Annotated in this window: 16 protein-coding genes; 3 read left to right on the forward strand and 13 right to left on the reverse strand. The window is 52.5% G+C overall.

Translation table 11 applies throughout. From position 1 onward, the window contains the following. Nucleotides 1-3: 3 nt before the first annotated feature. The gene (locus DUT67_RS17905; RefSeq protein ID WP_048258888.1) at nucleotides 4-1956 is read left to right on the forward strand and encodes a MacB family efflux pump subunit; all 1953 of its coding nucleotides are present in this window, start codon (nucleotides 4-6) and stop codon (nucleotides 1954-1956) included. Nucleotides 1957-1989: 33 nt separating this feature from the next. Here the strand turns inward: DUT67_RS17905 and cysM are convergent, their stop codons facing one another. The 11 genes from cysM to DUT67_RS17960 form a co-directional block, all read right to left on the reverse strand. Beyond that, nucleotides 1990-2871, reverse strand: coding sequence for a cysteine synthase CysM (gene cysM / locus DUT67_RS17910; RefSeq protein ID WP_113627235.1), 882 nt, complete (start codon nucleotides 2869-2871; stop codon nucleotides 1990-1992). A gap of 48 nt (nucleotides 2872-2919) precedes the next feature. Further along, complete coding sequence (cysW, locus tag DUT67_RS17915; RefSeq protein WP_113632725.1) at nucleotides 2920-3786, reverse strand: sulfate/thiosulfate ABC transporter permease CysW; 867 nt, start codon at nucleotides 3784-3786, stop codon at nucleotides 2920-2922. Next, on the reverse strand, nucleotides 3786-4640 hold the full coding sequence (gene cysT / locus DUT67_RS17920; RefSeq protein WP_113632724.1) for a sulfate/thiosulfate ABC transporter permease CysT: 855 nt from the start codon (nucleotides 4638-4640) through the stop codon (nucleotides 3786-3788). The genes cysW and cysT overlap by 1 nt, the downstream gene beginning before the upstream one ends. Continuing rightward, the gene (locus DUT67_RS17925; protein ID WP_011092486.1) at nucleotides 4640-5668 is read right to left on the reverse strand and encodes a sulfate ABC transporter substrate-binding protein; all 1029 of its coding nucleotides are present in this window, start codon (nucleotides 5666-5668) and stop codon (nucleotides 4640-4642) included. Before DUT67_RS17925 ends, cysT begins: the two co-directional genes overlap by 1 nt. Before the next feature lie 289 nt (nucleotides 5669-5957). Beyond that, nucleotides 5958-6857: a Dyp-type peroxidase gene (locus DUT67_RS17930; RefSeq protein WP_113632723.1), complete on the reverse strand. Its 900-nt coding sequence runs from the start codon at nucleotides 6855-6857 to the stop codon at nucleotides 5958-5960. Between the two features lie 166 nt (nucleotides 6858-7023). Beyond that, entirely contained in the window at nucleotides 7024-7623 is a 600-nt protein-coding gene (locus DUT67_RS17935; protein WP_113632722.1) for an RpoE-regulated lipoprotein, read from the reverse strand. Nucleotides 7624-7936: 313 nt separating this feature from the next. Next, nucleotides 7937-9610, reverse strand: coding sequence for an ABC transporter ATP-binding protein/permease (locus DUT67_RS17940; protein ID WP_113632721.1), 1674 nt, complete (start codon nucleotides 9608-9610; stop codon nucleotides 7937-7939). Beyond that, complete coding sequence (locus DUT67_RS17945; RefSeq protein WP_113632720.1) at nucleotides 9607-12381, reverse strand: pitrilysin family protein; 2775 nt, start codon at nucleotides 12379-12381, stop codon at nucleotides 9607-9609. The genes DUT67_RS17940 and DUT67_RS17945 overlap by 4 nt, the downstream gene beginning before the upstream one ends. 106 nt (nucleotides 12382-12487) lie before the next feature. After that, nucleotides 12488-15088, reverse strand: coding sequence for a TonB-dependent siderophore receptor (locus DUT67_RS17950; protein ID WP_113632719.1), 2601 nt, complete (start codon nucleotides 15086-15088; stop codon nucleotides 12488-12490). A gap of 76 nt (nucleotides 15089-15164) precedes the next feature. Beyond that, a complete protein-coding gene (locus DUT67_RS17955; RefSeq protein WP_113632718.1) occupies nucleotides 15165-16127 on the reverse strand; it encodes a TonB family protein in 963 nt (320 codons plus the stop codon). 338 nt (nucleotides 16128-16465) lie between these two features. Then, on the reverse strand, nucleotides 16466-16891 hold the full coding sequence (locus DUT67_RS17960) for a GNAT family acetyltransferase (protein ID WP_113632717.1): 426 nt from the start codon (nucleotides 16889-16891) through the stop codon (nucleotides 16466-16468). A gap of 181 nt (nucleotides 16892-17072) precedes the next feature. Between DUT67_RS17960 and hemF the strand changes: the two genes are divergently transcribed. Continuing rightward, complete coding sequence (hemF, locus tag DUT67_RS17965; RefSeq protein WP_113632716.1) at nucleotides 17073-18005, forward strand: oxygen-dependent coproporphyrinogen oxidase; 933 nt, start codon at nucleotides 17073-17075, stop codon at nucleotides 18003-18005. A 3-nt stretch (nucleotides 18006-18008) separates the two neighbouring features. Next, on the forward strand, nucleotides 18009-18461 hold the full coding sequence (locus tag DUT67_RS17970; protein ID WP_048258879.1) for a YaiI/YqxD family protein: 453 nt from the start codon (nucleotides 18009-18011) through the stop codon (nucleotides 18459-18461). Between the two features lie 78 nt (nucleotides 18462-18539). On the opposite strand, the gene mtr is transcribed toward DUT67_RS17970, so the two are convergent. Further along, entirely contained in the window at nucleotides 18540-19814 is a 1275-nt protein-coding gene (mtr, locus tag DUT67_RS17975; RefSeq protein ID WP_113627226.1) for a tryptophan permease, read from the reverse strand. Between the two features lie 437 nt (nucleotides 19815-20251). Then, nucleotides 20252-22531 (reverse strand): NADP-dependent oxaloacetate-decarboxylating malate dehydrogenase, encoded by a 2280-nt coding sequence (gene maeB / locus DUT67_RS17980; protein ID WP_039290262.1) that lies wholly within the window; start codon nucleotides 22529-22531, stop codon nucleotides 20252-20254. Between the last annotated feature and the right edge of the window lie 11 nt (nucleotides 22532-22542).

The raw sequence follows: 22542 nt of genomic DNA on the forward strand, positions 1-22542 counted from the left end.
CGCATGTCCACATCCATACTTAAGCTGACCGGTATTACGCGCCGCTTTTCCAACGGCGAACAGGACGTTACCGTTCTCAAAGACATCAACCTGACCATCAATCAGGGCGAAATGGTAGCGATTGTCGGCGCGTCAGGATCGGGAAAATCCACGCTGATGAATATTCTCGGCTGCCTGGATAAACCGTCCGCCGGTGACTATCAGGTAGCAGGACGTTCCGTTGGTGAGTTGGATAACGACCAGCTCGCTGAACTGCGCCGCGAACATTTCGGTTTTATTTTCCAGCGCTATCACCTGCTTGGCGATCTGACCGCACTGGGAAATGTCGAAGTACCCGCGATTTATGCAGGAAAGAGCCGATTGGCGCGCCGTCAACGGGCAGCAGATCTGTTGACCAGACTGGGGCTGGAAAACCGCCTTCACTATCGACCCAGCCAGCTTTCCGGCGGTCAACAGCAGCGTGTGAGTATCGCGCGGGCGCTGATGAACGCTGGCGGCATCATTCTGGCGGATGAACCGACTGGTGCACTGGACACCCACAGCGGCAATGAGGTTCTGAGCATACTTCGTGACCTGCACAGACAGGGCAATACGGTCGTGATCGTCACGCACGATATGACGATTGCTGAACATGCACAGCGCATCATCGAATTGCGCGATGGCGAAGTGATTGCCGATAGACAGACGCGCCCCGAAGAAGCTATCGCATCGTTACCAGAAGCGGCAAACTCTCCGGCCACCTCCGCCCTGAATCAGTTCAAAGATCGCTTTATTGACGCGTTTAAAATGGCGCTGCTGGCAATGAACGCCCAGCGGATGCGCACCTTTCTGACCATGCTTGGCATTATCATCGGTATCGCGTCCGTCGTTTCAGTGGTCGCTCTGGGAAAAGGCTCACAAGAGCAGGTGCTAGCCGATATCAACTCGATGGGCACCAGCACGCTGGAGATCTTCCCCGGCAAAGGTTTCGGCGACATGGATGCTAGTGCTATCCAGACGCTACGCGCCAGCGATATTCAGCCACTGACGCAGCAGCCCTACGTGCATAGCGTGACGCCCTCTGTCTCCACCAGCGTAACGATGCGCTACGGTAACATTGCCGTTTCCGCCAGCGTTTCTGGGGTCGGCGAACAGTTCTTCACCGTGCGTGGCTATACGTTGGAACGTGGCGTGCTTTTCCCTCGTAGCAGCGTCGATGAGCTAACGCAGGATGCGGTGATTGACAAAAATACCCGCGATAAGCTCTTTCCCCACGGCGAAGATCCTATTGGTCAGGTGATTTTGCTGGGATCGTTGCCCGTTCGGATTATTGGCGTCGTCAGCAAGAATCAAAACGGCTTTGGCAGCGATGAAAACCTGAACGTCTGGTTGCCGTACACCACGGTGATGAAGCGCATGGTCGGGCAGTCCTACCTGAAAAGCATCACGGTGCGGGTGAAAGACAATATTGATATGAGCATCGCCGAGCAGAGGATTACCGACCTGCTGATGCAACGGCATGGTACGAAAGACTTCTTTATCATGAACACCGATAGCATCCGACAGATGATCGAGAAAACCACCACCACGCTTACGCTACTGGTTTCGATGATCGCCCTGATTTCGCTGCTGGTCGGCGGTATCGGCGTGATGAATATCATGTTGGTGTCGGTGACGGAGCGAACCCGAGAGATCGGCGTTCGTATGGCGGTCGGCGCACGCACTAGCGACATCATGCAGCAGTTTCTTATCGAAGCCGTGCTGGTTTGCCTGTTCGGCGGTATTGCGGGCGTGGCGCTGTCGTTGGCTATCGGCGTGCTATTCGCACAGCTCAGCAGCAATTTTTCGATGATCTATTCCAGTTCATCGATCATTGCCGCGTTCCTGTGCTCCAGCTTGATCGGCATTATCTTCGGCTTCTTCCCCGCCCGTCGCGCAGCGCGGATGGAACCGATTCATGCGCTGGAGCGGGAGTAATCATTCGAAATACTCTAAATAATTCGAGTAACCTTAATCAAATACCCCGGTGGACAGATACCGATCGCCGCGATCGCAGGCGATCGCCACAATCACGCTGCCGGGGTTTTCCACCGCAATCCGCAGCGCGCCAGCCACCGCCCCACCGGTGCTGACACCGCAGAAAATACCTTCCTGACGCGCCAGTTGCCGCAGCGTATTCTCGGCATCCACTTGCGTCATATCCAGAATACGATCGACCAGATCGGCGCGGAAAATGCCTGGCATATAGTCCGGCGTCCAACGGCGAATACCGGGAATGTGGCTCCCTTCAGCAGGCTGTAACCCTACGGTACAGACTGCCGAATTCTGCTGCTTTAGATAGCGGCTAACACCGGAGATTGTGCCTGTCGTCCCCATACTGGAGATAAAATGCGTCAGCTTGCCCGCCGTCTGCTGCCAGATTTCTGGCCCCGTTGTGAGAAAGTGCGCCAGCGAGTTGTCCGGATTATTGAACTGGTCGAGCGTTTTCCCTTCTCCCGCCAGCACCATCTGCTTCGCTCGATCTCGTGCCCCTTCCATCCCCAGCTTGCGATTAACCAACACCAGCTCTGCGCCATACGCACGCATCGCAGTCTGGCGCTCATAGCTCATGTTGTCCGGCATCAGCAGGCGCAGCCGGTAGCCTTTTAGCGCCGCAATCATCGCCAGCGCAATACCAGTATTACCGCTGGTCGCCTCGATCAGCCTGTCACCTGGGGTAATGTCACCGCGATTTTCAGCCTGCTGGATCATAGAGAATGCAGCGCGATCCTTTACCGAACCGGCGGGATTATTCCCTTCCAGCTTCAGCCAGATTTCACTCTTCAACCCCTGCGTCATGCGCTGCAATTTCACCAGCGGGGTATTGCCAATACACTGCTCAAGCGTTGTCACAAGTTGAGTCCTAAAAAACTCACGCGTACAACGTGAGTGAGATAAAAGTTAGTGTTTGTTCATTTGCCGTTTTACACGCCACTGAATAGCGCTTTTGATCAACAGCGTCAGTATCGCCATCACAGTTAATAGCGCCGCAGCGGTAAACGCCCCTACGCTGTTATAATCCTGATGCAGCAATTCGACCTGCAACGGCAGCGTATAGGTTTCGCCACGAATCGAGCCAGAAACCACGGATACCGCGCCAAACTCACCAATCGCTCGGGCATTGGTGAGCACAACGCCATAAAGCAGCGCCCAGCGAATATTCGGTAACGTCACCTTGTAGAACACCTGCCAGCCTGACGCGCCGAGCAGCACGGCAGCTTCTTCCTCCTGACTGCCCTGACTCATCATCACCGGAACCAGTTCCCTGACCACAAACGGGCAGGTTACGAATATCGTCACCAGCGCAATGCCCGGCCAGGCAAACATCAGCTGTAGCCCCTGCTCGTCCAGCCAGCCGCCGACCGGGCCGTTAGTGCTGTAAAAGAGCAGATACAGTAAACCGGCGACTACTGGCGAGACGGCAAAAGGAATGTCGATCAGCGTGAGCAACAGTTGTCGCCCCGGAAACTGAAAGCGCGTGACCAGCCACGCTAGCAGCGTGCCAAAGACCAGATTCACTGGCACGACAATCGCGACCACCAGCAGCGTGAGGCCGATCGCATGCAGCATGTCAGGATCGCTCAGATTACGCCAGACACCGCCCAGCCCGTGCGATAGCGCAGCGGCAAAAATTGACACCAAGGGGATGACCAGCATGATGAGCGATAATATCACGCCCAGCGCAATCAACGCCGCTTTCGCCCAATTGCGCTCCTGTCGAACAGGGTGAGGTTGGCGCTGCGGCTTCACATCAGGAATTTCCGCCATTACACGCTCCGGGTCCGTTGACCAAAACGGCTTTGCAGCACATTGACAGCAAACAGTATCAATAAGGAAACCGCTAACACGACGGAAGCAATCGCGCTGGCGGCAGGGAAATCAAATTCCTGCAAACGGATAAAAATCATCAGCGAAACGACTTCCGTCTGCCAGGCAATATTCCCCGCAATAAAGATAACTGCGCCGAATTCGCCCAGACTGCGGGCAAACGACAGCGCGGTGCCCGTTAATAGCGCAGGTGTTAATTCTGGTAAAATGACGTAGCGAAAACACTGCCAGCGATTAGCCCCCAGCGTCTGCGCGGCTTCTTCGTATTCTGGACCCAGATCCTCCAACACGGGCTGAACGGTACGCACCACAAAAGGAATACTGGTGAACGCCATCGCGATCGTAATGCCAAGCCAGGTATAGGACACCTTGATACCGTATTCGGCCAGCCATGCGCCGTACCAACCGGTGGTTGAAAACAGTGCAGCCAGCGTCAGCCCCGCTACAGCGGTGGGGAGCGCAAAGGGTAAGTCCATCAGCCCATCCAGCAGAGCACGGCCGGGAAAGCGGTAACGCGTCAGAATCCACGCCATTAACAGGCCAAATCCCGCATTAAATACCGTCGCCAACCCGGCCGCCAAGAGCGTCACCTTGTAAGCGGCTATCACCTGTGGATTGGTAATCACCGCCCAGTACTGCGCCCAACTCATTTCTGAGAGTTGCATCACCAGCGCACTTAAAGGCAGTAACAGAATCAGACAGACAAATAGCAGGCTGCTGCCCAGACTCAGCGCGAATCCCGGCAGCACCCGTTTACTGGAACCAGAAAAGAGGTTACCCGAACCAAAAGACATTATTGACGACCAGCCGCCAGCAATTTATCCAATTCACCACCGGTGTCGAAGTGAGTTTTCATCACTTGGGGCCATGACCCAAACTGATCTTCTACCCGAAATAACGTGGTCTCTGGGAAGCGGGATTTTAGCGCTTGCGCCAGTTCAGGGTTATTCACACGGTAATAAAAATCGGTAATCACCTTCTGTGCTTCCGGCGTATAAAGGTAATTCAGATAGGCTTTTGCCGCCTGCTCGGTGCCATTCTTCTCGACATTCTTATCAATCCACGCTACTGGGAATTCCGCCAGTACGTTGACTTTCGGGACGATCACCTCGTAATTCTCGGCACCGTACTGATTACGGATGTTATTTACCTCGGATTCAAAGCTGATCAGCACATCGCCCAACTGACGCTCCACAAACGTGGTCGTTGCACCGCGGCCACCAGTATCAAATACCTCGACGTTCGCCAGAAAACGCGTGATCCACGCGCGGGTTTTAGCCTCATCACCACCGTTGGCTTTACTGGTCGCGCCCCAGGCTGCCAGATAGGTATAACGCGCATTGCCGGAGGTTTTTGGATTCGGGAAAATCAGCTTAACGTCGTCACGTACCAGATCGTTCCAGTCGTGAATCCCTTTTGGATTGCCTTTGCGAACCAGAAAGGCCATGGTTGAGTAGAACGGAGAGCTGTTATTCGGTAAACGCGCCTGCCAATCGGCGGGAATCAGCTGACCGCGATCGTGCAGGATCTGGACGTCAGTCACCTGATTATACGTTACGACGTCAGCCTTCAAGCCTTGCAGGATAGCCAGCGCCTGCTTGGACGAACCAGCATGCGACTGCTTGATCGTTAGCGGATCGTTGGGGTGCTGCGCCAACCACTGCTTTTCAAAGCCGGGATTGAGCGCAACAAATAGCTCACGAGACACATCGTAAGAACTGTTCAGCAACTCGGTAGCAGAGACAGCGCTCTGTCCGCCCAGCAGCAATGACAGCGCCAGAGAACCCTTCACCAGCCAGCCTTTCACCTGTACTTGATTCATCTTATTTCCTGCCAGAGTTAGAGCCTATTCGGTAGGCCTTGTTATAGGTGGTCTATCGTTTGCATAGCCATTTTTTGAATAAAATGCACTTGTCAGTGCAAATCAGTGTAGGGGGAAGTGGTGGTTAACATATAACCTTTATATATAACATTTCGGAGTTTTTAAGCGCTAAAGGGCATAACACCACGGCGAGGGATAACAGGAAAAAATGTAGCAGGCTAGCCGATGAAAAGAAGGAGAAAGAACCGATGCCTGCACGGAGACAGGCATCAGGAAAACACGTTGGATCTTACAGCGACAAAAGCTGATCCAGAGATGGCGCGAAGAAGTAGCTGCCGCTGACAGCGCGCGTAAAGCGCAGCATGTCGTCACGTTTACCGTCACGATCGCCGAACATGCTCAGCAACTGCTGCTCAATGTTGTGCAAACGCGCGCAGTAAGCGACGAAGTAAAGCCCGTTCTTCCCGCTGGCGGTGCCATAAGGCAGGCTCTGACGCAGGATTTTCAGACCTTTGCCGTCCTCCTTTAAATCCACGCGGCTGAGATGCGAGGTCACAGGGCGCTCATCGGACGACAGCTCTTCATTATCCTGCTTTGTACGCCCGATCATCTGTTCCTGCTGTTCCACGCTAAAGCGCTGCAACTGCTTCAGATTGTGTTCCCAACGCTGGGTAAACACGTAGCTGCCACCCGCATCCGGCTGGCCTTCAGGGATAATCGCCACGGCGTGGCGGGCATCGCCCTGCGGGTTTTCCGTGCCGTCGACAAAGCCACTTAAATCGCGATCTTCCACCCAGCGGAAGCCGTGTGTTTCTTCTTCGATACGAATCGCGCTACCAAACGCGGCCAGTGCCGCCTGTGCCAGCGTGAAATTGACATCATGGCGGAGCGATTGAATATGGATCAGCAAATCGCGCTGCGTAGCAGGAGCAAGCCCGTTACCCAACGGCGTAAATGATTTCAGCTCTGCCGCACTGTGGTTACAGTCCAGATCGCGCCAAACATCGTTGCCGAACGCCAGCACCGCGCCTAACCCGGCGTCGGGATACTGCTGCTGCAAATCGTGTAACATCTGACAGAATTTTTTGCATCCCTGCCGGATAGCATCAAACTCTCCCTGAATCATCGCTTCCATAAAAATGGCAAAACGGCGGTGTTCCAATAAAATACCGCTTTGAATTGGTGTCATTTCTGCTTCCTCAAGCGTCAGTTTTTTCTTTTGTTGTTATGGTTTACTACGGTAGTGATGGCAAATACGGCTGCCGAAAAAATATCAGGCGGCGCGGGTATCATACCCGAAGCCACCTGACTTTTACCTTGCGTAAAAACAAATTAGTCTTTTACATTAAGATGAATTAATTTCGCGCCTGCGCATGCCAGACGATTTTGCTCACTTTCCAGGTTTTCAGGATATCGTCAGATGGCATCAAGCCTTCTGGGCCGCCCCACTCGCCGGAATAGACATAGCTGATATGCGCACTCTGCGGCGCAGCACACTCAACGCTCTGCGCATCGTCACCTTGTCCCAACTGGCAGGATTCAAACGCTTTGCTGTAAGTATTGCTAAAGGCGTCACCGATTTTCACGCCACCTGCGCTGCCAATCGCCGGATCCATGACTTCAACTTTACGCACACTGCCCTTCGGCTGGCCGCTGATGATTATCTTCACGTCTTTGCCGTCCAGCGCCTGATAAAACGCGACCAGTTGACCGTTGGATGTCCCCATTCCGCTACGCAGTTGATAATTGCCATCCAGCGCGTTCTGTAACGCCCCTTCGGACAACGGTGTACCCGCATTGATGCCGCCGACGCCTGCATCGGTGACCTGTAATGCACTGCCGAACCAGTTAAACGGCGACAGGCTAGACCAGGAGAAATTGGAAAGCGTGCTGCATCCAGCCAGCAACAGCGGTAAACCCAACACCAGCGATAAACCCAGCGGGCGAAAATTCATGGTATGTACTCCTCAAAATTGAGCGGCTTCTGTCGTCAGACACCCTAGCAAGATGGGGATTTGAGTCTGCGAGCGACGAAAAGTGCCGTAAAAGACGAAATCACGCTGATGCCATACCGTTCACCTAATCGTGGATTGAGGGGAAACACGGGGATGAGGCTCCCGCAGGGATGCCTCGCACCGTGGTCGCCCCGTTATCTCGATCTTTAAACGATCGGCATTAGATAATCTTGCAGAGGATTATAGGGGGCATATGGGAAGAAACCTACCAGAACTGCTGGCCTCCCGAGAGTCGGAAGGCCAGCGGACAACATTAACTACGCTGTGAGGCAAAATCCGTTAAGTCATAACGATGCGGGAACAGATCGTCCAGCTCCGTCTGGTGCGTAATTGCCACCACGGTGCACATCGGCAACGCCAGTTTGACCAGCGCCAGAAGTTGTCTGGCAGAGTCATGATCCAGATTGCTGGTCGCTTCGTCCAGATAGAGCGTATCCGGTTTAGCAATCAACGCACGAGCAAAAGCGATACGCTGCCGTTCGCCACCGGAGAATACCCGATCCCAGTTTAATTGCTCATCCAACCGATCGCGCCATGCACCCAGCCCGACACTATCCAGCGTCTGACGCAGCATCTCGCTATCGGCCAGCGGTGGATGCGGGTAGCAGAGAATCTCTGCCAGCGTCCCTTGCCCCAAATAGCTTTGCTGCGGTAACAGCAGGGTGCGCCCTTCAAGCGACTGCCAGCGGCCATCGTAATACGGCCACAGACCGTTTAACGTACGCAGCAGCGTAGACTTTCCTAACCCGCTGCGGCCAGAAAGTTTACTCCAGCTACCTGCGTCACAACTCAGATCCACATTTTGCAACAGCGGAGAACCTTGCGGGGTAGCCAAGGAGAGTTGCTCAATACGCAAATCCTGACCTACTGGTGCATCGGTCTGCTCAGACTGATGACGTTTGATTTCTTCCTTAAACTGGCTCAGACGCGCCATACTGGCGGACAGAATCACCAATTCCTTGTATTTATGGATAAACCAACTGAGTGCACCGTGTACTTGCGCAAACGCCCCACGGATCTGCATCAGTCCGCCCAGCGTTACCGTCTTACTCAGGAAAGCAGGCATGGCAACAAAGACAGGCACAATCAGGCTCACACGCATGTAGCCCGTGGTGAAAAAGCCCAAATTACGCTCGGCACTCATAAAACGCCGCCAGTTCGACACGATGGACGAGAAATGACGCTGAAGGTGACGCTTCTCTTGCGCCTCACCGCCGTACAGCGCGATTTGTTCCGCGTTATCATGCTTACGCAGCAAAGCAGCACGGAAATCGGCCTCCGCCTTTTGCTTCTCGTAATTAATATCGTGCAGGCGCTTTCCAACCACATGCGTGATCAGGCTGCCGATCAACGTATACAGAATTGCGATCCAGACCAGATAACCTTTGATTACCCACTCTTCACCGAACAGGGTAAAGCGCTGAACGCCCGATAACCCCCACAGGATAACGACAAAAGAGAACAAGCGTGCCGTCACGATCAAAAACTCGACAACGAGGCTAACAGCTTTGTCGACGAACAGGTTGATATCTTCGGCGATACGCTGATCTGGGTTATCAATCTTGCCCGCAACTGACATGCGGTAAAATGCCCGCTTCGCCAGCCAGCTATCCACCAGCTCTGCGGTTAATGCACTGCGCCAGCGGATAATCAGCAGTTTGGTAAACCATTCCTGATACACGATCACCCCGATATAGATCAGGATGTAAATACCGTAATCTTTCATCAGGGACAACAGCAAACTGCTGTCGAATGCGCCTAACGCATCATAGAAGGATTTGCTCCACTCGTTTAACAACACGTTGAGATAGACGATCATTCCGCCCATCCCGATAGCAATGAACAAGAGCAACCAAGCCTGCCAGCTTCGTTTACCGCCCCAGAAGGGACGGCACAGATCGACAAACTGTGCCATAACCTTCTTCACTCTTTCACCTCTTGCGGCAAGGTGATGTAAAGCACGCGGTTATCCGGGTTATACAGCTTCGCTGACATCGCGCGTACGCTTTCCAGCGTGATGCTGTCTGCCAGTGTAGAGACACTACTCAGGTAACGCGGATCGTTGTAATGGCGATAGCTCAGCAGCAGGCGGCGCTGTATCGTCATGAGATCGCTCTGACGCCCTTTTTCAGCACGGATGAACTGTGCTTTCTGCTCATCCACATCCTGCTGAGTAATCTTTGTCGGCAGTTCAGCGAAGGCTTGTTCCGCCAGTTTCCACAATTCTTGCGCACGTTCAGGCGCGCTGGTGAAGCTCACTTCCGTCTCAATACGCTGTTTTTTATCTTCCAGCTCGCTATCGACACGCATGCGGTAAATACCCAGAGCGTCATCACGCAGGCTCGTCTTGAGATATTTACTCGCAATGTTACGGGCAATGCTCACCTGCACCGCTGCCTGCGGCGTCCACGCATGTGGCGTGAAGCTCCAGGTCAGGATATCGGCACGCGGTTCGATATTGATGGCAGAGGTTGCTTCACGCTTGCCCGGCAGTGCCAGATGCTGTTTTACCTCGCTGGCAGGCTGACGCGGAATGGTCGCGAGATAGCGTTCAACCGGTGGCAACAGCTGTGCAGCAGGCATATCTGCGATCAAATAGTACGTCACCGGTGCAGCAGCGGCTTTATGCCACTGTGACAGCAAGGCTGGCGCAGAAATTTTCTTCAGTTCTGCAATTTCAGGCTGCTGCCAGGCGGGTTCACCAAAGCGCAGTTTAGTCATTTCGCTAGCACGTTTTCCACCGACGGACTGATCGTCATTGGCCTTCTGACGCGCCAGACTCATCATGCTCTCTTTCATCACATCAGGATCGATGCCCGGCGCCACATTCAGCTCACGGTATAACCCCAGCAGATTTGCTAACTGTTCCGTTGGTGCGGTTCCACTCAACGTCAGTTGTTCCGCTTCCTGATCGATGCTCAGCGACAGCGTTTTTTCTTTTTTCCAGTTACTTAACGCTTCACCACTCCACGTCGCGGGGCCGCTTTGATTGACCAGTTGACTCGCCAACTGTGCCTGCCATGGGTTCAGCGAAGTTGCCATGAACCCTGCTTGACTGACGGCAGTCAGCCAGATTTTTTTACCCGCTTCCGGCGCACGCAGCCATACCACACGGTCGCCATTACTCAACTGCCACTGTTCGACTTTTTGTGCGGCAAAGGTCTTCACTGCCGTGCGTTTTCCACTTTGTGTCACAGCAGGAAGTTCAGGGATGACTTTCTCTTTTTCTACCTGCAACGGTGTTAGTGTCGCCACCGCCCATTGCTTCTGCAATTTGATAATCGCATCCGGCTTAGGCAGCGTGAAAGGCGTCGCGCCCGGCACGCTAAACTGCACCAGGGTATCCGGTGACGCTAACCAGCGCTGCAAATGGCGATTCACATCTTCCGCCGTGATGGTATCCAACGCTTCCAGCGCATCTTTACCACGCTGCTGGCTACCAACATAAGGGCGGTCCTGCTGCCATACGATGGTCAACTGCTGAACCCAATCCGCGAACTCGCGAGTTTCAGGGGTAACGCTCATACGCTGCGCGACCTCACGAATGTCGGAGGTGATCTCCGTGATGTCCTGCGCGTTTAACGGATAGCGTTTTAACCGCTCAATTTCTTTCAATACCGCAGAAATCGCAGCGTCATGGCCACCTGGCATCACGTTCGCGAAAAAGCCCAGCGCGGCGGTAGTTTTACCGATATCCGATTTACGCACTACCAGACTACTGGCGTCTTGCGGTAGTTCCGCTTGTTGTCGACGAATCTGACGCGTGACCGCAGACATGGTGATTTGCGTCAGTAAACGGTGACGGTAATCTGATTGGCCGAATGCGTCTTTATCATTGAAACGGTAAACAAATGACACCTGGCTGCTGCCGCTTTGGCTATCCTGCAAACGCGCCACGTTAAGCCGCGGTTTCAGTAACGGCTCGTAGTAATCACGTACAGGCACCGCGACATTGGGCAGCGCTGCGAAATAGCGTTGAATTTCACGTTCCGCATCCGCAGGCGTGATATCACCAATAATCATCAAACGCATATTCGCCGGGTGATACCAGCGCTGATAGAAATCCTGTAGCACGCTAGCTGGCGTGTCATTAATCGACTGTTCCGTGCCAATCACAGGGCGAGAAGGATAACGGGAGTCATGGCGAATCGCCTGTACACGCTGCTGGTTCATGCGCTCTGCTACACCCAGCTTGCCACGCCACTCTTCCAGAATGATTTTGCGCTCATCGTCGAGATCGCTTTGCAACAGCTTGGCATGGCCCGTCATCTGGCTCAACGCCTGTAGCGTCACGCCCAGATCGAGATTGCCTTTCGGCGGGCTCATCATATACATGGTACGTTCGTAGTTGGTCACGGCGTTATAGCTCTGTCCGCGTCCCCAACCTTGCTTATGCAGCTCCGTACTCACGCCTTGAGGAAACGCATCGCTGGCGCGGAACACCATGTGCTCCACCATGTGTGCCACGCCGGATTCGTTGTCTTTCTCATCAATCGAACCAACATCAACAATCAGGCGAACATCCACCCGCGTCTTCGTCCCTTCCAGCGGAACGAGGGTGTAACGAAATCCATTCGCCAGCGTGCCTTCTTTAATGGCTGGCAACGGGCTTTTTATTTCTTCGGCCTGGCTTACCACGCTTCCCGCTAACAGGCTGACAGCCGTTAGCGATAACCAGCAACATTTCTTCCAGTTCATAACAACCTTTTCGTTTTTATTTTTGCCTGTAAGGCAATTCTTTGAGTGCATCAATGCAAAATGCCCCGTCAGACGTCAGAATGTGACGTATGACGGGGCATAGGATTTACCAGGTGTAAGCGACGCCAAGCCAGAACTGACGGCCGGGTTTGTAGGTGACAACTTTGGTATCAAAACGCGAAATTTGCTGAGTTTCCACGACGTTATCGAGCACATTCAGCACATCCAACGTGAAATCCAGCGTCTGAGTTTTGTAGATTGGCTGAGAGTAGGATAAACGCCAGTCGTAGGAGATAAAGTCGTCGTACTTAGTTGAAACATGTTCCGCAGCACTCCCTGAAAAGCTAGGATCCGCGTCACACGCTGGACTACCTCCAGGGCACACCGTCTGTGCTGACGCCGTCAGATAGCCTTTGTAGCCGGAGGTATAGCCCACGCGCTGGCCCCAGTTGACACGAATCGCCGGGAAATAGGTATCCACACTCAAGAAAGCCGTCCATGGGGTATTGAAGTCCATCGCATCCATGTCACCCTTATACATCAACTTGCCATCAACAATCACCCGACTCTCATCGGTATTCGTATCATCATAGTAAGCGATTGAGTTAGATTTATTTTTCACCATGCTGGCACCCAATTTCCAGTTCACTTCCGCGAAGCTGAAACGGTGCGGGCTGATGGGCTGCACTTCCAGAGACAGTGTATTCCCCTCTGTTCGGCCCTGATTATTCATCACGCGGTAGCTTTGACCATTAGCCGTTATCGATTCGCGACCAAACTGATCTTTACCCTGACGGCTGACCCATTTGGCCGTCCACACCGTATTCATCACACGCTGCGATAAGCCCAGCGTCACTTCATCGCTATAAGGCGTATTTAAATCAGAAACAGTGTAATTGCTACCCAACCTTGCGGGATCGGAAACCCATGGTGCAGTGGATGAGGTGCGTCTTTCCAGGATATTCGTGCCAATACCCTGACGCAGCTTATACGACAGCATATTCGTGCTATAATAGCGGTTTGCTCCACCGAATACGCGCGTTGAGCGATCGCCGAATACATCGTAAGAGGCGGCGAAACGAGGGGCAAAATTCAGATTCTCCAGGAAATCATCGTAAGTGACACGCACGCCAGGGGTCACTTCCAGGCGACCGTAGCTCATGCTGTCCTGTAAATAGGCAGCATAGCTGTTGTAGCTGGCTTGCACAGATCTCGCAGGAAAGAGCGTACGGGTGCCTGCAAACTGCTCACCAGGAATACACATTGAATCACCGGGTAAACACACAACGTTGGGATTGACGTAGGTAGCATTCGCCGCAACGCTGGAGGTATAAGCATCCTGAAAACGTCTATACTGCGTACTCGCAAAGTCAGCCTGCCAGCCAAAATCGATCTGATGGGTCATCCCCAATAAAAATTTAGGGTTAAGTTCGTAATCCTGCTTTAACGTGGTGGTCTTTTTTTCTGTACTGAATGTCCCATAACCACCAATCTGTGAGTTTGTCGCGGCCGATTGCCAGTCCAGCGATGGAGAGATAAAACCTCCTGGCACCCGAGAAGTACTGTAAACCCACTGAGTAAATTCATTAGCTTCATGCTCAGTCTTATTTTGTTCAAACTGATAGCCTGCCAAACTGGTCATTTTCCCCCAACTGGCATTGTGCTCCCACTCCATATTGAAGCGGTAGCCGCCGCCGGTATTGGTAAATGCACCGTTCTTGATATTCTTTTTGTAATATTTAGATTCGTGCGGGGAATACATGCCCGTCATGCGGATAATATCGCCGTTGTCCGCCAGATAGGAACCTTTTAGCAGGTAGGTTTCACTAATGCGTTCCTGATCGTCCCACTGTCCCATATAGGAATGATAATAAGGAATATCTGACTGCTGCCGGTTATAGGCAAAAATAAAGCCTGCTTTATCACTCAACGGCTGATTAAAGGTAGCTGAATAGAACTGTTTCTTAAATTTAGGCTGGTAGTACAGATTAGTAGCAGAATAGAAGTCTTCGCTAATCCCCCCATCGACATGATAACTCGTCCAGCTATCGCGCGAGGTACGATAAGAGATCTTGCCAAATACGCTGTCTAGCTTGGGGTCCATCAGTCTAGCATCCACCACGCCACCGGTGAAATCGCCGTACTTAGCGGAGATATTACTGTCAAACACTTCCAACGTTTCAATCAGTTCCGAGTTAATCCAGAACGATTGTGGTCCACCCGAAGGCAAATCTATCGCGCTATATCCGTCAGGATCCCCATTCATCTGGCCTTTATTGGCTCCGGGGTTGATATTGCTATTATTCGATAACCCGTCGATCATAAAGTTATTGTTGTAAAACTTCTCACCGTGAAACGAGACATTTTCCGGTGACAGTTCCCCTGGAATATTGCTGCTATTCGCCGTATTCGAGAACTGCACTGCGGGGTTATTCTTTAATAATTCGGTGACCGACCCGTTTCCGGTTGGCATTTTTTTAATCTGCTCAGCATTCAGAATCTGCGTCCCCATCGACTGGCTGGTCGGGGTTGAGCGAACTAAAATGGTATCTTCACTATTTCCCGAAGACGAATCACCCTGCTGTTCCTCTTCGCTTTCTGCATTTTTTTTCTGCTGATTGTCATCGGCAGAGGTGTCGTTTTGCTGTGCGAGTGCAGGCCCTGATAATAATGACAGTAGCATCATTAAATAGACGTTCTTATTCATTTATTCAAAATCCCCAATAAATCCAATTATTAAAAAATAAAATTATTGTTGTATGTACCGCGTGTAATGCTTACGACTAATCGTCAACCTGAATGTGACCATTCAATTTGAAAACGATGGAAACCACCTGATTCTCAACCGGTGCCTCTGTCCGATAGCGCCAACGCGCCATGTCCTTCATCACATCATCACCAAATACGCCGTCTGGCGTTTCAGACAGAATTTGTACGTTAGTGACCGTCCCGCTACCGGTAATATCGAATTTGACGCGTACGTTTCCTTCCACGCCCAGCGCTTTTGCCCGAGAGGGATAATTCACGCGGCGATGCAGCGCTTTGAAATTTTGGCTATTACTTTTCCCTGCACCACGCGCTGCCTGACCGCTCTCGCTTTCTCCTGCTTTGGCCGTTGACGCACTACCCGGCGTGCCAACAGAAGATGGCATCGGAGACGGGGCATCACCGGTTTGAGCTGTCGCTACCGGAGACTCACTTTTCTTCTCTGCCTGCTGTGTCTGCTGTGTTTGCTGCGATCGGGCCTGCTGCTGTTCTTTCGGTTTCTCTTCCGGTTTTTTTTCAGGCTGTTTTTTCTCACGCACTGGCGGTTTCTTTTCCGCAACAGGGGTGACAGGCTTGCGCTCGATGACTGGCTGTTTAATGACAGGATTGGGGTGTTCTGGTAATGGCGTTAAAATCGGCATCACTACGGGAGTCGGTTGAGCAACGGGAGGGTCGGCTACAGGTGGCGACGTATCAGCAGCCTGTGACATCGCCGCAGCCATCATCGTCACCTGCATGCTTCCGCCTGCGTTTCCCGCCATCTCTTCAATGCTTTCTTTCGGGGAATAGTGCAATAAAAAGAAAACCGCCAGCGCCGCATGCGCCACGCAGGACAAAACAAAAAAGGCCAGCGAGCGCCAGTTAGGCACATCGGGGCTTAGCGCTGTGGTTGAATAGGAATGAGTAAGAGGAGCAAGCAATACTCTGCTGCCGGTGCGATTCGCACCCAATAAAGCCCCATGAAGATTTTCACGACTCACTATCCAACTCCGTTTCTTGAACGTCAACTTCCTGGTGTCAGTCGTGCAATCACAATCTTCCAGGCGATAAAAATGTAAGCAAGATCGAAACACCAAAAAACATGTCAAGGTCGATCGGGCAACATTAATAAATAATAATACAAATGAGAATCGTTTTACAAATGAAAACTGTTATCTACAAGATCTAACACGTTGCATGCAATATCATTACAAGTCGAAGTAACGCATTGAGGTTAAATAAAAAAGTGCGCTGGCGAAGGCACACTTTTTTACTTAAAGGGAAAATAGAGGAGGCAAAACAGTACGGGAATAGCGGTTTAGCGTCAGTGAGATAACGCTCAATATTCCCGATCTTCAATCAGACGCTTTCCTAGCGTGATGCAATCGACGGTCTCATATTCGAGTTTTTCATACATACCGATCACGGCGTCGTTGTCTTCACGCACCATCAGATGGATCTTCGGACAGCCACGGGCAATCAGCTTTTTCTCCAACCGGCTAATCAACGCATTCGCAATGCCGCGTCCACGAAAATCAGGGTGTACGCCCAGATAATACGCCGAACCGCGGTGGCCGTCGTAACCGCCCATTACCGATCCCACGATTTCACCGTTCACCTCTGCGACCAGAAACAGCTCGGGATCGTGATTGAGCTTACGTTCGATGTCCATTTCAGGATCGTTCCACGGGCGCAGCAAATCACAGCGTTCCCAGAGGGTGATCACGGCTTCAAAGTCATCCTGCCTGAATATGCGGATTTCCATCACAGTCGCCATTTTGCAATAAGGTAAATCGTGATTATCGCGTGATTTTTATCAGACGCAATCCAAAATTGCGCGCCGCTATCAGGAATCACACGACGGGTGACCGGGGATCGATTTTATTGATGGTATACTGCCCGCCTTATTACTGTGCCACCATCGCTATGGAAACGAGATCCCCACTATGTCTGACATCAACGCGGTAAAACATTTTTTGCTTAGCTTACAGAAAGATATCTGTCAGCAGCTTGCGGCGATCGATGGCGGAGCCGATTTCGCCGAGGATGAATGGCAACGTGCCGAAGGCGGCGGTGGATGCAGTCGCGTGCTGTCGGGCGGACGTATCTTTGAACGCGCTGGCGTAAACTTTTCCCACGTGACCGGCAAGTCATTGCCCCCTTCTGCCAGCACGCATCGCCCCGATCTGGCAGGTCGTAGCTTTCAGGCGATGGGCGTGTCGCTGGTGATTCATCCGCTAAGTCCCTACATTCCCACCAGCCACGCCAACGTACGCCTGTTCGTCGCCGAAAAACCGGGAGAAGTGCCGGTTTGGTGGTTTGGCGGCGGATTCGATCTCACACCTTATTATGGTTTTAAAGAAGATGCTGTGCACTGGCACCAGACCGCCCACGACCTGTGCCAGCCGTTCGGTGACAATGTGTATCCGCGCTACAAAAAGTGGTGCGACGATTACTTCTTCCTCAAACACCGTAATGAAGCTCGCGGTATCGGCGGGCTCTTTTTTGACGATCTGAACGAGCCGGATTTTGCTACCAGCTTCGCCTTCATCCGTGCCGTTGGTAATGGATTTATCGATGGTTATCTACCCATCGTCGAGCGGCGTAAAGATCTGCCGTGGGGAGAACGCGAGCGCGAATTCCAGCTCTATCGTCGTGGCCGCTATGTGGAATTCAACCTGATTTGGGATCGCGGTACGCTGTTTGGCCTGCAAAGCGGCGGACGCACCGAGTCCATTTTAATGTCGATGCCGCCGCTGGCACGCTGGGAATACCAGCATCAACCTGAACCGGATAGCCCGGAAGCCGCACTTTATCGAGATTTCCTGCCCGCCAGAGACTGGCTGGCAGAAAGTAATACGTACAACAAGGAAGCATAAGTCATGCAGATTTGGGTCGACGCCGACGCCTGTCCTAACGTCATTAAAGAAGTGCTATTTCGCGCGGCGGATCGCACACAAATGCAGGTCACGCTGGTCGCCAACCAGACCATAAAAGTACCGCCGTCACGCTTTATTAGCACGCTGCGCGTCGCGGCAGGCTTTGATGTCGCCGATAATGAAATTGTACGCCGCGTTGAATCAGGCGATCTGGTGATCACCGCCGATATTCCGCTGGCATCAGAAGTGATAGAAAAAGGTGGCATCGCGTTGAATCCGCGCGGCGAGCGCTATACGCCAGATACCATTCGGGAACGGCTGAACATGCGGGATTTTATGGATACCATGCGCGCTAGCGGGATACAGACCGGTGGCCCCAGCACCTTGAACCAGCGGGATCGCCAGCAGTTTGCTAATGAACTGGACAAGTGGTTGCAGCAGGTGCGGAAGCCATAACTATCTGAGAGTCGTTATCTGGAACGCTCGCCATCCTGTCTCTTCTGCTTTAGCAGGTCACTGGGATGGCGATATCGACTAGCGATAAACCGGTAGCAAGTCGAGGCTAGAAAGAATATGTATCAGCGCGGTGCCAATACCAAATAGCAGCACCAGCGCCACCATCGCATTACCGCCACGAACACGGAACAGCGGGCTACCGAAGCGGCGACGCGATGCAAGCGCCAGCAGCGCAGGCGTAATCACAGCCCATACGGTGGCGGCTAACCCAGCAAACCCAATCGCGTAAATAAAACCGTTCGGATAGACCAGCCCGCCAATAATAGGCGGCAGAAAAGTTACCAGCGCCGTTTTAGCTCTTCCGGTTCGACTATCATCAAATTTCAGCAAATCTGCCAGATAATCAAACAGCCCCAGCGTTACCCCAAGAAACGAACAGGCGACGGCGAAGTTGGAAAAGACAGTGAGCAACACGTCCAGATAAGGACTGTTCAGCACGCTACCCAACGTCTGTACCAGAACATCAATATTACCGCCCCGCTCTGCAATCCCGATAAAATCAGGACGGGCAATATTTCCCATCGTACCAATCAACCAGATGGCATACATCACCAGCGCCAGCGCGCTGCCAATAAACAGGCAACGCTTGATTACCTGTGGCTTGTGGCCGTAATGCTTCACCAGACTGGGAACGTTGCCATGAAAACCGAAAGAGGCCAGACAAAATGGCAATGTCATCAACACATATGGAAGGTAGCTGGGTGCTTCTTCCGCAACGTTGAGTAGAACAACGGGCTTCACATTCCACAGCAGGCTGCCGAACGTCATGAAAAAGGTCAGTACCTTTGCTGCCAGAAAAAACGCGGTCATGCGGCTCACCGCCGCCGTGCTCAGCCATACGGTAAACGCAACAAACAGTGCAAACAGGCAGCCACCGACGCGGGCAGAGAAATCGACCGACATCTCAGCCAGCGTGTGGTGAATGATTGAACCACTCGCAGAGATATAGGCGTAGGTCAGAATGTAGAGGACAAAGGCAATCGATATGCCGTTAATTACATTCCAACTCTTACCCAACAGATCTTTAGTCAACGTATCGAAGCTGGCACCCGCCGGATAATTAAGGTTAGCCTCCAGAATCATTAATCCCGAGTGATACATGCAAAACCAGGTGAAGACCAACACGGCAAATGACCAAAAAAACCAGGCGCCCGACATCACCACCGGCAGGGAAAACATCCCAGCGCCAATAATCGTCCCTGCAATAATCATCGCCCCACCAAACAGCGAAGGAAGACGTTTTTCTGTACCGTTTTTTTCTACTGTATTTTCTTTCACTGCGCGTGTTGCCATAGCCGATATTCGCTCGTTGGTTTTTTTATCGAGTCCGGAAAAAAGGGGCTCCTACAGACGAGGCGGGATCATGGCATAAAACGAAAATTATTCCATTGATTTAACTTATGCCACCGTATGGGAAAATCCACGCTCTGCTAAAAATGACGTGTTAGTTGTAAGAGGTTAAAGGAAAAGTAATTTAAGGATGATGAAGCAATGCTGAAAGCTGTGAAATCTGTTTTATTCGATATTCTTTCCATGATACTGACATTTATTCTCTGTATTTTTTCTATTGTTGTCGTCGTATCTATATTCCCAGATAACCTGTTGTTTCCCGCCGGCGTTTTTGGCCTCATAGGTTCATATTGGTTAGGCGATTATTTGGTCGATAAACTGCGGTAAATAAAAAACCCAGCCAACAATCGACTGGGTTTGTCTGTATTACTGGAAATAACTTACAGCGGTTGAGTTTGTGCTTCCACCACCGCCAGCGCGACCATGTTTACAATCCGGCGTACCGAAGCAATCGGCGTCAGGATATGTACCGGTTTCGAGATCCCCATTAGCACCGGCCCAACCGTCACACCTTCTGAAGACGACACGCGCAGCAGGTTATAGCTGATACGCGCAGATTCCATGTTCGGCATGATCAGGATGTTGGCGGAGCCTTTCAGCGGGCTGTCCGGCATTTGCTCGCGGCGGATCGCTTCCACCAGCGCGGCGTCACCGTGCATCTCACCATCAATTTCCAGTTCCGGTGCCAGCTTATTGACCAGCGCCAGCGTTGCACGCATTTTCTGCGCCGTCGGAGAATCAGAGGTGCCGAAGCTGGAATGAGACAGCAGCGCGACTTTCGGTTCGATACCGAAACGACGTACGCTTTCTGCCGCCATCAGGGTAATTTCCGCCAGTTGTTCCGGTGTCGGATCCGCATTGACGTAGGTATCGGCGATAAAGGTGTTGCCGCTCGGCAGCATCAGCGCGTTCATCGCCCCCGCCGTATGTACGCCCTCGCGGTAGCCGAACACTTTCTCGACGACGTCGAAGTGCTCTTCATACGTGCCAATCGTGCCACAAATCAGCGCATCCGCTTCACCACGGTGAACCATGATCGAACCAATCAGCGTTGGATTACCGATCACCGCACGCTGCGCTTTTTCCTGCGACACACCGCGACGCTTCATGAGTTCGAAATACTCGCTCCAGTACTCTTTGAAGCGCGGATCGGATTCGTTATTAACCACTTCGAAATCTTTACCGATGGTCAGTTGCAGCCCCAGCTTTTGCAGACGCATTTCAATGACGCTCGGACGACCAATCAGAATCGGGAACGCCAGCCCCAGCGTCACCAGTTCTTGCGTGGCGTGCAATACGCGAGCATCTTCACCTTCGGCGAATACCACGCGTTTCGGCTGCTGACGAGCCTGTGCGAAGACCGGCTTCATGAACAGGTTAGTTTTGTAGACGAACTGAGTCAGTTTTTCGACATAGGCATCGAAATCTTCGATCGGACGCGTCGCCACACCGGAATCCATCGCCGCTTTCGCCACCGCTGGTGCGATCTTGATGATCAGACGTGGATCGAACGGTTTCGGAATCAGATAATCCGGGCCAAATGACAGCTCCTGATCGCCGTAGGCAGAGGCGACAACTTCGCTCTGCTCTGCCAACGCCAGATCGGCAATCGCGTGCACGCAGGCCAGCTTCATTTCTTCGTTAATCGTGGTGGCGCCGACATCCAGTGCGCCACGGAAGATGAACGGGAAGCACAGTACGTTGTTCACCTGATTTGGATAGTCTGAACGGCCAGTACAGATAATCGCATCTGGTCGTACTGCTTTCGCCAGCGGCGGCAGAATCTCCGGTTCCGGGTTAGCCAGCGCCATGATCAACGGGCGTGGTGCCATGGTTTTCACCATGTCTGGCGTCAGTACGCCGGGGCCGGAACAGCCAAGGAAAATATCCGCATCAGGGATCACGTCAGCCAGCTTGCGTGCGCCATTGTCTTCAATCGCGTAAGCGGCCTTGGTTTCTTCCATATTTTCATCACGGCCGTGGAAAATTACGCCGCGCGAATCACACACCACGATGTTGTGCTTCTGAAGACCCAGCGCCACCAGCAGGTTCAAACAGGCGATAGACGCCGCGCCCGCACCGGACACCACCAGACGCACATCGGAAATATTCTTCTCGACGACGCGCAGACCGTTCAGAACGGCGGCGGTACAGATGATCGCAGTACCGTGCTGATCGTCGTGGAAGACGGGAATCTTCATCCGCTCGCGCAGTTTCTTCTCGATGTAGAAACACTCCGGTGCCTTGATGTCTTCCAGATTGATACCGCCGAACGTCGGCTCCAGCGAGGCGATCACATCGATCAGCTTGTCAGGATCCAGCTCGTCGACTTCGATATCGAAAACATCAATGCCGGAGAATTTTTTAAACAGAACGCCCTTGCCTTCCATTACCGGTTTACCGGCCAGTGCACCGATATTGCCGAGGCCCAGAACGGCGGTTCCGTTAGAAATAACGGCGACCAGATTGCCGCGCGCGGTGTATTTGTAAGCGGCCAGCGGATCCGCCGCAATTTCCAGACAGGGTGCAGCGACACCTGGGGAATACGCCAGCGCCAGATCGCGCTGCGTTGCCAGCGGCTTCGTTGGGGAAACCTGAATTTTGCCGGGAATCGGATACTGGTGGAAATCAAGGGCGCTTTGCTTTAGCTGTTCATCCATTTTACGTACCT

It is taken from the genome of Pectobacterium peruviense (assembly GCF_003312355.2).
In the GTDB taxonomy this organism is placed as follows: Bacteria; Pseudomonadota; Gammaproteobacteria; order Enterobacterales; family Enterobacteriaceae; genus Pectobacterium; species Pectobacterium peruviense.